This window comes from Tractidigestivibacter sp., from assembly GCF_050946515.1.
Lineage (GTDB): Bacteria > Actinomycetota > Coriobacteriia > Coriobacteriales > Atopobiaceae > Tractidigestivibacter.
Map to the genome: position 1 here is coordinate 71209 of NZ_JBMNUX010000003.1, position 13813 is coordinate 85021.

The 13813-nt window shown below is 61.9% G+C and carries 10 protein-coding genes; 6 read left to right on the forward strand and 4 right to left on the reverse strand.

Going from position 1 to position 13813, the window contains the following annotated elements:
* Window positions 1–467: 467 nt before the first annotated feature.
* Complete coding sequence (locus tag ACOYJL_RS02610) at window positions 468–1379, reverse strand: AraC family transcriptional regulator (protein ID WP_433568654.1); 912 nt, start codon at window positions 1377–1379, stop codon at window positions 468–470.
* A gap of 161 nt (window positions 1380–1540) precedes the next feature.
* Here ACOYJL_RS02610 and ACOYJL_RS02615 point away from each other — a divergent pair, with 161 nt between their 5' ends.
* The 4 genes from ACOYJL_RS02615 to murB all read left to right on the forward strand — a co-directional run bounded on the left by ACOYJL_RS02615 (window position 1541) and on the right by murB (window position 7019).
* Window positions 1541–2980 carry a rhamnulokinase gene (locus ACOYJL_RS02615; RefSeq protein WP_433568655.1) on the forward strand — a complete coding sequence of 480 codons (1440 nt, stop codon included), beginning with the start codon at window positions 1541–1543 and terminating at the stop codon, window positions 2978–2980.
* Window positions 2961–4238 carry an L-rhamnose isomerase gene (locus tag ACOYJL_RS02620; RefSeq protein WP_433568656.1) on the forward strand — a complete coding sequence of 426 codons (1278 nt, stop codon included), beginning with the start codon at window positions 2961–2963 and terminating at the stop codon, window positions 4236–4238. Before ACOYJL_RS02615 ends, ACOYJL_RS02620 begins: the two co-directional genes overlap by 20 nt.
* 11 nt (window positions 4239–4249) lie before the next feature.
* Window positions 4250–5089, forward strand: a complete 840-nt coding sequence (rhaD, locus tag ACOYJL_RS02625) for a rhamnulose-1-phosphate aldolase (protein ID WP_433568657.1) — start codon at window positions 4250–4252, stop codon at window positions 5087–5089.
* 997 nt (window positions 5090–6086) lie between these two features.
* Complete coding sequence (gene murB, locus ACOYJL_RS02630) at window positions 6087–7019, forward strand: UDP-N-acetylmuramate dehydrogenase (protein ID WP_433568658.1); 933 nt, start codon at window positions 6087–6089, stop codon at window positions 7017–7019.
* A 107-nt stretch (window positions 7020–7126) separates the two neighbouring features.
* On the opposite strand, the gene ACOYJL_RS02635 is transcribed toward murB, so the two are convergent.
* The 3 genes from ACOYJL_RS02635 to ACOYJL_RS02645 all read right to left on the reverse strand — a co-directional run bounded on the left by ACOYJL_RS02635 (window position 7127) and on the right by ACOYJL_RS02645 (window position 10674).
* The gene (locus ACOYJL_RS02635) at window positions 7127–7909 is read right to left on the reverse strand and encodes a TIGR00730 family Rossman fold protein (protein ID WP_433568659.1); all 783 of its coding nucleotides are present in this window, start codon (window positions 7907–7909) and stop codon (window positions 7127–7129) included.
* Between the two features lie 172 nt (window positions 7910–8081).
* Window positions 8082–9104, reverse strand: coding sequence for a serine hydrolase (locus ACOYJL_RS02640; RefSeq protein ID WP_433568660.1), 1023 nt, complete (start codon window positions 9102–9104; stop codon window positions 8082–8084).
* 205 nt (window positions 9105–9309) lie between these two features.
* Window positions 9310–10674, reverse strand: a complete 1365-nt coding sequence (locus ACOYJL_RS02645) for a PFL family protein (RefSeq protein WP_433568661.1) — start codon at window positions 10672–10674, stop codon at window positions 9310–9312.
* 162 nt (window positions 10675–10836) lie between these two features.
* Between ACOYJL_RS02645 and ACOYJL_RS02650 the strand changes: the two genes are divergently transcribed.
* Both ACOYJL_RS02650 and araA read left to right on the forward strand, forming a co-directional pair.
* Entirely contained in the window at window positions 10837–11841 is a 1005-nt protein-coding gene (locus ACOYJL_RS02650) for a LacI family DNA-binding transcriptional regulator (RefSeq protein ID WP_433568662.1), read from the forward strand.
* A 426-nt stretch (window positions 11842–12267) separates the two neighbouring features.
* The gene (araA, locus tag ACOYJL_RS02655) at window positions 12268–13764 is read left to right on the forward strand and encodes an L-arabinose isomerase (RefSeq protein ID WP_433568663.1); all 1497 of its coding nucleotides are present in this window, start codon (window positions 12268–12270) and stop codon (window positions 13762–13764) included.
* Window positions 13765–13813 lie beyond the last annotated feature (49 nt).

Consider the following 13813-nt stretch of genomic DNA (forward strand, 5'->3'; position numbering starts at 1 on the left):
GCAACTTGGCAGAATCGCGTTGTGTGGGGCTGCTAAAGAATTGATGATCTCTCTAGTGTGGGGCGCTTCTCGCCCAGCCTCTCTACCTGCGGCTTCCCCGCGACTCGAATCCCAAAGTGCGGACCGTGGCGCGAATCCATGTCTGTCGATTCTATTGTGTGGGGATTTTCGCCGCTACGTCGGGCTCAAGGCGAGAGGGTCTCCGCAAAGCCGCAGGTAGAGAAATGGCATTGTGAAGGTGTCATTCAGAGCAGCCCCACACAACAGAGTGATTCCGCCCCTCGGTCCGCCCAGCTCCACACAACTCACTTTGCCACCTGCGAAAACGCTAATGATTCCCGCACAACAGGCGGGACCAATCCGGTGCCAGTCCCACACGATGCGATGGGGCTTCTCCGCTGCCAACTTCCGTGACCTCTGATGCTGCAAAACTCGCGCAACTAGGTAACGCGCCGCGCCACCGCCGCCTACTGACCGTCGCCGTCGACGGGCTCGGGGAAGAGCTCTGGAGTGCCCGCTCGGTAGGAACTCGGGCTCTGCCCCTCCATCTTGCGAAAGCGGTAGCTGAAGTTGCTTGCGCTGGAAAAGCCCGTCTCGCGAGCAATCTGGTCGATAGGCATGGCGGTCTCCGCCAGCAGCTCCTTGGCGCGGGTAATCCGGTAACGCAGCAAGTAGTTGTAGGGAGTCGTTCCCAGCTGGTCCCGAAAGAGGCGGATGAGGTAGGAGGGGCTCACGCAAGCGACGCTTGCCAAATCGTCCAGCGTGACGTTCTCGCGGTAGCGGCTCTCGATTCGCTCGCGCGCAACTTGGACGGCCGTTCGCTCGGCTTCCGTGGCGGGAGTCCCCATAGCCTGCGCCATGCTCACCAGAAGGCTATGGGCTGCCAGCCCAGCGCGAAGCGGCGCAATGCGTTCAGGACTCTCAAGCGCTTCGAACACCTCGTCGAAGCGGGGACTGACGTCAGAGAGGGGAAGCGAGACGGGCATAAGAGTCGAGCAGCCAAGCGCCTCCGCCAGCGCTGGCATGCCAGCTCCGTTAACGTGCATCCACAAGTGGTACCAGTGGTGGCGGTCGGGCGCTGTGAAGTAGCGCTGCGGCTCTCGGCAATCCATGAGCAGAGCCTGGCCGCGCTCCAAGCGCACCGACTTCCCGCCCTGCTCGACCACGCCCGCCCCGCCCAGCGTGTAGAAGACGAGGTAGGCCTCCTTGTGAGCGCGCTCGGTCGTGAAGCGCGAGCGTGCATAAAAGGCCCCCGCCTCACTCACCAAAAATGGAAGCTGCCGCTCTTCGGCGCCGGGGGTCGTGCGAAGCCAGGAGCTTCGGCCCTCTACGTCCATCGTGTAGCGAAGCGCGCCACGCTCGCTTGTCGTCGTGTCCACAAGACCCTCCCCAATGCCGTGCGCCCCTCATCTAACGATAGTTCAATTTTTCGATAGTCAAGGTCACTTTCTACTAATGACTTCCCGATTGACGCTGCGTATATTCGAATCGTCAAACAGAACTTTGAGCAAATAACTACAAAAATGACAAGGAGAAGGACATGCGCCACCTAGCCATCGATATCGGCGCCTCCAGCGGGCGCGCCATCGTGGGCGAGGCCAAGGCCGGTCGCATCCATCTGACTGAGGTCTATCGCTTCGACAATGGCGCAGCTCTGAGAGGCAACCAGCTGTGCTGGGACATAGACGCGCTCTTTGAGAATGTCCTTCTCGGCATGGAGGCCGCGCGCGACGCGGGGCTCGTGCCCGACACCATGGGCATCGACACCTGGGCCGTCGACTACGTCCTGCTCGGCGATGACGACCGTCGCCTAGGGGAGTGCGTTTCGTATCGCGACGTGCGCACCAGAGGCGTCCGCGAGGCGCTCGAGCAGAGCGGGACCCTCTCTTTTGCCGAGCACTACGCGCGCACGGGCATTCAGTACCAGCCCTTCAACACCGCCTATCAGCTGCTCGCCCTTCGCCGGGACGACCCCGCCTGCCTCGCCGCCGCGCGCACGCTTCTGATGGTACCCGACTACCTGGGCTTTCTCCTTACGGGCGAGAAGGCAAGCGAGTACACCAACGCCTCGACGACCGCGCTCGTGGGGGCGGCGTCGCGCACTTGGGACGATGCGCTTATCGACCGGCTTGGGCTTCCCCGGTCAATCTTCCAAGCCATCCGCATGCCAGGCACCCAGCTCGGACGGCTTCGCCCAGAGGTCAGCGCCCGCGTAGGCTTTGACTGCAAGGTCGTTCTTCCGGCCACGCACGACACCGGATCTGCCTGGCTTGCCGTGCCGGCTCGCGACGCGCAGGCGGCCTACATCTCGTCTGGCACATGGAGCCTTGTCGGCACCGAGCTTTCCAGCCCCATCTGCACGCCCGAAAGCGCGGCGGCGAACTTTACCAACGAAGGTGGCGTCGCCGGAACGTACCGGTACCTGAAAAACGTTATGGGCCTTTGGATGATCCAGTCCGTGCGCCGCGAGCTCGCCCGACCTGACGGCTCGCTTCCAAGCTGGGACCAGCTCGTCGACGCCGCAAGCAAGGCCCATAACGAGGGCTTCTCGTCCGTGGTCGATGCGCAAGACGAGCGCTTCCTCGCTCCGCAGTCCATGACCTTGGAGCTCCAGTCAGCCGCAAAGGAGGAAGGTCAGGCGGTGCCGGAGGGCATGGGCCAGCTGGCGGCCACAGTCTACGATTCTCTGGCCGCGTGCTACGCTCGCTCGATTCGCCAGATGCAGGAGCTTACCGGCATCGCCTATACCAGCGTGAACATTGTTGGCGGCGGCTCAGCCAACCGCTATCTCAACCAGGCGACCGCCGATGCGGCCGGGCTATCCGTCTTCGCTGGCCCCATGGAGGGCACCGCCCTTGGCAACCTGATGGTCCAGATGGTCTTCTCGGGCGAGTTCGCAAGCGTGGCGGACGCCCGCGCGGCAATTCCCAACAGCTTCAAGATTGAGGAGGTAGCACCCAATGACCAATGCAATATCTGATGATGCCGTCTTCGGATATGCCCGTGAGCGCTATGCACGGATCGGCGTGGACGTGGAAGCTGCGCTGTCGCGCCTTGCAGCCAAGCCAATCTCTATGCACTGCTGGCAGGGCGATGACGTGCAGGGTTTTGACCAAGGGGACAACCCGGCGTCCGGCGGCATCATGACCACCGGAAACTACCCTGGCCGCGCGCGCAACTTCTCCGAGCTCACGGCTGACTTCGAGCGCGCCGCGGAAATGGTTCCGGGCAAGAAGCGCGTGAACCTGCATGCGAGCTATGCGGTCTTTACCGAGAAGAACCCCTGGCACGACCGCGACCAGCTCACCTACGAGGATTTCGAGCCATGGGTGGCGTGGGCGAGCGAGCATGGCTACGGCATCGACTTCAACCCCACGTTCTTCTCGCATCCCCGCGTTGACCACGGCCTTACCGTGAGCTCGCCTAACTCCGACACCCGCGCGTTCTGGGTGCGGCACGGCCTGCGCTGCCGCGAGATTGCGGAGCGAATCGGCGCCGAGCTGAACGACAAGGTGCTGCTCAACTTCTGGATCCCCGACGGCCTCAAGGACACCCCAACCGATCGCTATGGGCTGCGCGCGAACCTGCTCGACTCGCTCTCGAAGATTTACGCCGAGGACGCGCCGCACGTCGTTGACGCCTTCGAGCAGAAGGTCTTTGGGCTGGGCGTCGAGGGATTTACGGTGGGCGACCAGGAGTTCTACGAGGGATTTGCCGCCAAGCGCGGGGGCAACGCCTGCGTGCTGCTGGACACTGGCCACTTCAACCCAACCGAGAACGTGGCGGACAAGCTCTCTGCGCTCGCGCTCTTCTTCCCGTATCTGCCGCTGCACGTGACGCGCCCCATGCACTGGGACTCGGACCACGTGACGCTGTTCAACGACGACCTGCGCGAGCTGGCAGAGGAGATCGTGCGCGTGCCGGGCGCATGGGAGAAGTCGCTCATCGGCATGGACTTCTTCGACGCTGCCATCAACCGCGTGGGCGCTTGGGCGGTTGGCATGCGCTCCATGCAAAAGGCGCTGCTCTATGCGCTTCTCCAGCCCGTGGACACGCTGAAGGAGCTGCAGAACGAGTTTCGCGACACACAGAAGATGATTGCGCTCGAGCAGCTCAAGGTGATGCCGTTCGACATCGTGTGGGACGAGTACTGCCGTCGCGAGGGCGTGCCCACCGACGGAGAGCTGTGGGACCAGGTAAAGGCTTACGAGGACGAGGTCCTCTCGAAGAGGAACTAGGAGACCAGACGATGGAGAAGAGAAGCGACAAGGCGGCAGAGAGCCTGGGGTTTGTCCAGGGATTTGTTCGCATGTGCAACGATGGGTGGCTTCAGGGCTGGCACGAGCGCAATGGTGGCAACCTGTCATATCGCCTGACCAACCAGGAGGTTGCCGAGGCGCGTCCCTACTTTGGCGAGCCCCGTAGCTGGCACGAGGTGGGCGTCGAGCTTCCGAACTTGGCTGGCGAGTACTTCTTGGTGACCGGCTCGGGCAAGTACATGCGCAACGTCATTCTCGACCCCGCCGCAAACATCGGCATCTGCGAGCTCGACGAGAGCGGGTCGCGCTGGCGCATTGTGTGGGGCTTGGACGGCGGCGCGCGCCCGACGAGCGAGTTTCCCACGCACCTCATGAACCATAGCGTGCGCAAGCAGGCGACCGATGGCGCCAACAGGGTGATCTATCACTGCCATGCCACCAACGTGATCGCGCTCACCTACGTGCTGCCGCTGACCGACCGCGACTTCTCGCGCGCGCTGTGGCAGAGCGCCACGGAATGCCCGGTCGTCTTCCCCGAGGGCGTGGGCGTCGTGGAGTGGATGGTGCCCGGAGGCGTTGACATCGCGCGCGCCACCAGCAAGAAGATGGAGACGTACCAGGCGGCAATCTGGGCTCAGCACGGCCTGTTCGTGAGCGGGCCCGACTTTGACACCGCTTTTGGCCTTGCCCATACGATTGAGAAGAGCGCCGAGATATACGTCAAGGTGCTCTCCTGCGGTCAGGGCATCCGTCAGACGATCACGGACGACGACCTGCGTGCCATCGCACATGACTTCGGCGTCACGCTGAACGAGAGCTTCTTGGACTAGGGGAGTGGCGCCGCCACTGCCAGGCTGCGCGGGTTGTGATGCTCGCGCGACGGCGGGTGGCGACCCCGTTGCCAGGTTGCGCGAGTTGTGATGCCCGTTTTGCCAGGTTATGCGACTTCTGATGCCCGCGCCTGACAAGTTATGCGACCTCTGATGCCGGAATTGCCAACTTGCGCGACCTCTGATGCCCGGACTGCCAGGTTGCGCGACCTCTGATGCTGCAAAAGTCGCGCAACCTGGCAGCGGACCGTTGTGTGGGGATACCGAAAAAATGTCGCAGCGTGTCGTGTGGGGCGCTCTTCTCGTCCAGCCCTCCTACCTGCGGCTTCTCTCGGCTCCGGAAACCAAAGTGAGGGATGTGGCGGGAAGCGCTGGGCGCCCTTCGCGTTGTGTGGGACTTCTCACTCCCGAAGAGTGCTTTCGAGAAGAGGGGCTTCGCAAAGCCGCAGGTAGAGAAATGGCACATGGCATATAGCATTAGAGGAGGTCCCACACAATGGGACGTGAGGTCGAGAAGGACTGCGCGGTCCCGCACTACGCGGCTCGCGAACTGCGGAAACGTCCTCGATCCCCGCACGATGCACGATGCCAACTCTTCGATGGACCCACACAACGACGGGCGGCGCCATGGCTGCCAAGTTGTGCGACCTCTGATGCCCGCTTTGCCTGGTTCTGCGACCTTTGATGCCGCATCTGCCAACTTCTGCGACTTCTGATGCCGCAAAAGCCGCGCAACTTGGCGGCGGGGGTCGAGGGGAGTCGTTGTGTGGGACGGTCACGCCTACCGCCGCCCGCTGTCGCCGCCCGCGCCCGCCGCCGTCCGCTGTCGCCGCCCGCGCCCGCCCGCCGCCGCTAGCCATATTATTAGCTCCGTGTTATAAGAGCTGTGCAGTGGGTCTTTCGACGCTCCGTGCTTGGTATACTGTCCCACGGAGCGCGCTTGGCGCGCTGACGGCAGAGCGCCCAGGAAGGCGCACACCCTAGACAGAGGAGCAAGATGTCTGACGGCGGTCATTTAGACGACCACTTGCAGCAGCTCGCTTGGAGGCTTCACGCCATCGTCGGCGAGGACAACGTCCTAGAGAATGAGCCCATGAGCGAGCACACGACGTTCAAGATCGGCGGTCCAGCTGACCTGTTCGTTATTCCAGAGGATCCAGACGAGGTTCATGACACAATCGAGGCTTGCCAAGAGGCTGCCGTCCCATATTTTGTGCTGGGGCGTGGCTCTGACCTTCTCGTCTCTGACGATGGCTATCGTGGCGTCATCGTTGCCGTGGCAGATGGCCTTACGGGCGTCGAAGTTGAGGACGACGAGATGAGCTGCCAGTCTGGCGTGAACCTTCGCGAAGCCTCGGAGATGGCCTGCGAGCTTGGGCTTACCGGGCTCGAGTTTGCCTGCGGAATCCCGGGATCCATCGGCGGCGCATGCTTCATGAATGCCGGAGCCTACGACGGCTGCATGGCGGACGTTCTCAAGAGTGTCCGCGTGCTGAAGAAGGACGGCCGCCAAGACACCCTTGACGTCGACGAGCTTGATCCTGGCTATCGCCATAGCCGCATTGCCGACGAGGGCATGGTCGTGCTCTCTGCCACCTTCAAGCTGCATCACGGCGACTCGGAGAAGATTCGCGCGCGCATGGACGAGCTCACGCGCCGTCGCGAGGAGAAGCAGCCCCTTGAGCTTCCGAGCGCCGGCTCGACCTTCAAGCGTCCCGAGGGGCACTTCGCGGGCAAGCTCATCACCGACGCAGGGCTTCAGGGCTACCAGGTTGGGGGAGCGGCCGTCTCGAAGAAGCACGCTGGCTTCGTGGTGAACTTGGGCGGCGCGACGGCGTCTGACGTCCATGCCGTGATCGAGCACGTGCAAGACGAGGTCGAGCGCCAGTTTGGCGTCCGCCTTGAGCCAGAGGTTCGTTTTCTCGGCTAGATCCCCGGAGGGCCATTCCAAGAAGACGTCATTAAGAAAAGAAGCGGGCGCGCGTCGCTTTGGCGTGCGCCCTTCTTTTATTCGTATCGTGCGAGGCGCGGTCAGTGCTAGCGCGCAGTAACAATCCCGCTGCAGGCAAGCTCTACGGCTTCGTCCTCGCTGTCGGTGATGCGGTAGAGCTCGTGGTCTGCGGCCGAGATGTTGCCCGCCGTCTCGAGCGACTTCTTGAACCAGTCGATAAGGCCGCTCCAATAGTCGCTGCCAAACAGCACGACCGGGGTGTATTCGACTTTCTGCGTCTGGATGAGCGTGAGCAGCTCGAACATCTCGTCGAGCGTCCCGAAGCCTCCGGGAAAGAAGATGGCCCCCTGGGAGTACTTCACGAACATCGTCTTGCGAACAAAGAAGTAGCGAAACGTCATCCCCAGGTTGACCCACTCATTGAGAGACTCCTCAAAGGGCAGCTCGATGCCAAGCCCAATCGAGGTGCCGCCGGCGGTCGCCGCTCCGCGGTTTGCCGCCTCCATGATGCCTGGTCCTCCGCCGGTGATTATGGCAAGCCCGCGCTCGGCAATCCGCTTGCCCACATTGCATGCGTGGACGTACATTGCGTCGTCCGGCTTCGTGCGAGCAGAGCCAAAGCAGGCGACCGCGGGGCCCACCTCGGCGAGCGCGCCAAAGCCGTCAACGAACTCCGCTTGGATGCGCAGCACGCGCCAGGGGTCCATATGGAGCCAGTCGGTGTCCTTCGTCTTAGAAAGCAGTCGCCCGGACGTTGTGGAGTCGGGAACCTGATTCCCTCGACGGATGATGGGGCCTTGCGTATAGGTGCTCTCATAGGGGCGCGCGTCAATGTCTGGCGTGCCGCCTTCGTTGGATGTTGGGTTCAAGTGGTTCCTCTTTCGCTTGTAGTGAAAAATGGTGCCGAAGTCGCGCGAGATGGCGCGCAACGCCTCCGCATGCTATCAAAGCATCGAGAAGCGCTTGCGCAGATGTTGTAAGGCGAACGTTATGGTCAAGGCAAGCGTTATGGTCGACGCTGCTGGCGCGCTCTGCCGCACGCTATCCCTCGAGCGCGGAATGGCAGCGGTCGAGAGCATCGACAATCTGGCAGACAAACTCCTCGTCGCCTGCGGAGCTGGTGAGGACCGCCACGACGTAGGTTCCGTCGTCGGAGAAGACCACGCCGGCATCGTTCATGGCTGGGGAGGCGTTCCCCTCGTAGTCGTAGTACCAGCCGGCCTTGGACCAAACCGTGTACTGGTCGCCCAGCTGGTCGTGGAGCGGGGATTGGATTGTTTCGGTAAAGAGGTCCGCCAGCCGCTGGGACTCTTCGGTTCCGCTGCAAAGGTAGGCGTAGCCCTGCTCCCAGGCAAGCGCGAATTCCTCGGCGCTCATCTGTGCGTAATAGTGGTCTTCGAAGTCGTCCTCCCTGTCGGTGAGGTCGATGCCCGCACGGCTGAGCCAATCCGTCCAGCCCATGCCGTAGGTCTTCTTGCGAAGGCTCTCGTAGTCGTCGTTGTCGGAGTTGTTGATCACGTTTTGAATCAGCGGGTAAAGCGTGTCCTCAGAAGCTTGTCCGGTCTCGATGAGGTCCTGGTAGACAAAGGTGCAATAGGGACCCTTGATGGCGCTGGCCGAGTAGACCTTCTCGTTATTCTGATAGGTGATGCTGGCGGACCCCCCGTCGAGGTCGTAGAGCGCAATCGAGCATGTGATGTCGTTCTTCTCGCATTCGGCGAGAAGCTCCTCCAAGTCTTGGAGCGCCTCGGTATTCGCGATGTCGGCATTGCCCGTGTACGAGATGCCCGAGCTTGTTGTTTGCGAGACGAGCTCGGCTGATTCGGTCGTCCCGCCGTCAGCGTCTGCTGAGGCGTCATCGCTCGATGAAGAGTCCTCGCTGCTGGCGTCTTCGGTCTCGCTGGTAGTGTCCTGCACCTGGACCGTGCTCGTGGTTGTGCTTTCCGTTTGCTGCGCGGATCCGCATCCCGTAAGGCCTGTAAGAAGAGCGGCTACAACGGCAACGCATACAGCAAGCGGCGCATGAGACGTCTGCCTCACGCGAATGCCAAGATCTTGTGTCACCGTTGACTCCTCCCCAGTTATAGTCGACGAGCACGTCTCATTGTAGGTTGCCCGGCCCCGTGACACGAGCAGCCGTTACAACGCCAAAACCTTCATTGGGCTGCATTTAGATTGCTGATTGCTTGCTATCAAATCAAAAAAAGACCGTCCCTGCGGAGGAACGCGTGGGGACGGTCAATTATCTGTACCCTGCTGATGAGATTGCCTAGTTCTTTAGCGAGTTGAGCGGGGCTGGGAAGCGCCCTCCGCGGTGCGCGAAGACCGTGCCGGCGTAACGGTTGACGGACATGACCGGCGCGCTGCCAAACAGACCGCCAAACTCAAGCACGTCGCCCTCCTTGTGGCCGATGGCGGGAATCAGACGCACGGCCGTGGTCTTGGTGTTGATCACGCCGATGGCCATCTCGTCGGCGATGATGCCGGCGATGGTCTCAACGGACGTGTCTCCGGGGATAGCGATCATGTCGAGGCCGACGGAGCAGACGCTGGTCATGGCCTCGAGCTTCTCGATGGAAAGCGATTCGTCCTCGGCAGCGCGGATCATGCCCGCATCCTCGGACACTGGGATGAACGCGCCCGAAAGGCCGCCCACGCTCGAGGAGGCCATGACGCCGCCCTTCTTGACGCAGTCATTCAAGAGCGCAAGCGCGCAGGTGGTGCCGGGCCCCCCGCATTCGCCGACGCCGATGATCTCGAGGATCTTGGCCACGGAGTCTCCCGCTGCCGGAGTGGGTGCCAGCGACAGGTCCACGATGCCCTTCTCCACGCCTAGGCGCCTCGAGGCCTCGCGACTCATGAGCTCGCCGGCGCGGGTGATCTTGAAGGCGGTCTCCTTGATCTTCTCGGCAACGGTCATGAGGTCGGCGTCCTCGGGAAGCTGCTCGAGGGCGGCTGCCATGACGCCGGGGCCGGAGACTCCCACGTTGATGACAGCGTCAGCCTCGCCCGTCCCGTGGACGGCACCCGCCATGAACGGCGAGTCCTCCACCATGTTGGCGAACACGACGAACTTGGCCGCCCCATAGCAGTCGATGTCGGTCGTCGCCTTTGCGCAATCGATGATGGTCTGCGCGGCGAGAAGGACGGCGTCCATGTTGATGCCGGCGCGCGTCGAGGCGATGTTGAGCGAGGAGCACACGCGCGTGGTGGTGGAGAGAGCCTCGGGGACTGAGGCGATCAGACGACGGTCGGTGACGCCCATGCCCTTCTGCACAAGCGCCGAGAAGCCGCCCATGAAGTCGATGCCCAAAGTCTCGGCCGCGCGGTCCATCGTGCGGGCGATGGGGGAGAGGTCCTCGTCGGGACATCCTGCGGCAATCTGCGCAATAGGGGTGACGGAGACGCGCTTGTTGGCAATGGGGATCCCATACTCGTTCTCAAGGTCGCTCGCGACGGAGACCAAGTTCTCCGCTTGGCTCGTGATGCGGTCATAGATCTTGGTGCACATGCGACCCATGTCCTCGTCGGCGCAGCTCGCCAGCGAGATGCCCATGGTAATGGTGCGCAGGTCAAGGTTCTGCTCCGAGACCATCGCGAGGGTCTCGGAAACTTCCTGTGGTGTGATGTCCATCAGTGCGTCCTTTTCGTTGTCGGCGTGTGGACAAGTATAGGGCACGCGCCCGCGCGCGGTTGGCATGCGTGCCCGCCCATGAGGCTCGGACGTTGTTAACATACGTTTAGTGCTATGTTTAGCCTGCCTTAGGAGACGCCAAGGACGACGGAGGTACGCTCCATGCGCAACATCGGTGTTCGAGAAATCAGCCGCATGACGGGGTTCTCTCCCGCGACGGTCTCCAACGCGCTCAACAACAAGCGAAGCGTGAGCAAGGAGACCGCAAGGATCATCATGAAGGCTGCGGAAGAGCTCGGCTATGCGCGTCGCGAGAGCGTCGGCAGCATCTGCTTTGTGTTGGCTCGAAAGACCGGCGAGGTGCTCGACGAGGGCACCTTCCACCCCGGCGTCATGGAGGGAGTCGAGAAGGCGGCAAGCGCCCTCGGCCTTTCGACGAGCTACGTCACGCTCGAGCTCTCTGACCGCGAAGCGGCGCGGAGGCAGGCAAGAGACATCGCAAGCGATACCTCAAGGGCCGTCGTCCTTCTCGGCACTGAGATGACCGAGGATGACTATGCCCTCTTCGAGGATGCCAAAGCCCCGCTCGTGATAGTTGACGGATGGTGCGACCACATCTTCTTCGACTGCGTGGTCACCTCGAACGAGAACTCGGCTTTTAGGGCCACGAGCTATCTCATCCAGCATGGCCATCGTGATATTGGCTACATAGCCGGGCGCTGCAGGATCAGGAACTTTCCCCTGCGCGAGCGGGGCGTAAAGCGTGCCATCCGCGAGTCCGGCCTTGCGATCAACCCAGACTTTCGCGTTGAGGCTGGGACCACCGTGAGCACCGCCTACGAGTCCATGCGGTCCTGGCTTGCCAAAAAGCCCCTCCTGCCTACGGCCTTCTTTGCGGAGAGCGACATCATGGCGCTTGGCGCCATGCGCGCGATGAGCGAGGCAGGCATCAAGATTCCAGAGGACGTCTCGATCATCGGCTTCGACGACCTGCCCTTTGCCACCGCTGCCGTGCCCCCTCTGACCACGATTCGGGTGCCCAACCACGAGATGGGCTCGATTGCCGTCGATCTTCTGATGGACCAGATAAAACACCCGCGCTACTACACCAAGGCGATCCATCTCTCGACCAAGCTGATCGAGCGCGAGAGCGTCGCGAGCATCTAGCCCCTGCCGAGGCACGGCCTCGTGGGGGCATTTCTGTGCCGATGGACATAAACACGATGTAAACAAATAGTGATAAAAGCCTAGGTAAATAGAAAAACAGTACTGTTTATATGCCGCTCAATTCCGAAAAATAACCGTTCACAGGTAAACAGTGTTTTACTCATGTAGACACCGTTGTATAACAGCCTCAGCAGCGAGCAGAGAGTATCCTAGGGCAAGCAAATCCCTGATTAACTGCATAAATGCAAGAACCTCTCATGATGTGACCAAGGTTGGGGTGATGACTCTTCTGTCTCAATGGTGGTAAACATTCGAGTTGAACGTTTAACAGAGCAAGCGTTGCGAGCCGTTTGTTGACAGGGCGGTAGGCGAGCAGCAAGTCGCGCGGCTCCTTTGCGTCGCAGCCATACAAGAAAGGAAACCATCATGGTCGAAATCAAGAAGTATGAGTTCTGGTTCTGCCCCTGCACGCAGGATCTCTATGGCGATGAGGTTCTGGCACACGTGGCAGAGCACTCCGCTGAGGTCGTCGCCGCGCTCAACGCGAGTCCCGAGATTCCCTACGAGGTCGTCCTCAAGCCCAACCTTCTGACTTCCGACGTGATCGAGCAGACCTTCAAGGCCGCCAACGCCGACGATGCCTGCGCGGGCATCATCACCTGGGCGCATACCTTCTCGCCCTCGAAGAACTACATCCACGGCCTGAGCGTTCTCGACAAGCCGCTGTGCCAGTTCGCCACGCAGTACAACGAGGAGATCCCCTACGACACCATCGACATGGACTTCATGAACGAGAACCAGGCCGCCCACGGCGAGCGCGAGCTGGGGCACATCTTCGCCCGCATGCGCTGGCCTCACAAGGTGGTCTTTGGCTACTGGAAGGATGCTGCCGTCCGCGCCGAGCTGGGCGCGTGGATGCGCGTGGCCGTGGGCGTGAACGAGAGCAGAAACATCCGCGTGGCGCGCTTCGCTGACACCATGAGAAACGTCGCCGTGACCGACGGAGACAAGATCGAGGCCGAGGTCAAGTTCGGGTGGACCGTGGACGCCTGGCCCGTGAACGACCTCACCCCCTACGTCGACGCCGTGAGCCCCGCCGAGGCAAGCGCGCTTGCCGACGAGTACTACGACACCTACGAGCTCGTGCTTGACGGGCGCGACCCCAAGGAGTTCCGCGAGCACGTTGAGGTGCAGGCGGCGCAGGAGATCGGAATCGAGCGCTTCCTCGTCGAGCACAACTACAACGCCTTCTCCGACCACTTCGGCGACCTCGGCGCCCTGAAGGAGCTGCCGAGCCTCTCGGTGCAGCGCCTGATGCAGAAGGGCTACGGCTTTGGGCCTGAGGGCGACTGGAAGACTCCTGCGATGGTGCGCCTCATGAAGGTCATGACCGCCGGCATGAGGGACGCCAAGGGCTCCGCCCTCATGGAGGACTACACCTACAACCTCGTTCCGGGCAAGGAGGGAATCCTCGAGAGCCACATGAGCGAGGTCGACCCGAGCATCGCCGACGGTCGCATTGCCATTCGCGCCACGCCGCTTTCCATGGGCGATCGCGAGGACCCCGCGCGCCTCATCTTCACCGGAAAGACTGGTTCCGCCATTGCCACCTCGCTCGTTGACCTTGGAAACCGCTTCCGCCTGATCGTCCAAGAGATCGACTGCAAGAAGGTCGAGAAGCCGATGCCGGCGCTTCCCACTGGAACGCTCTTCTGGACTCCGCGACCCAACCTCAAGGTTGGCACCGAGGCATGGATCTACGCGGGCGGCGCTCACCACACCGCGATGAGCTTTGACCTCACGGCTCAGCAGATGGCCGACTGGGCCGAGCTCATGGGCATCGAGTGCGTGGCCATTGACGCCGACACTACCATCCGCGACTTCAAGCGCGACCTCATGCTCGGAGAGGTCTGCTTCCGCTAGCTTCGCGGCTCATTAAGTCACGCGGCCGGGCCGTCCAACCTTCCTGGTG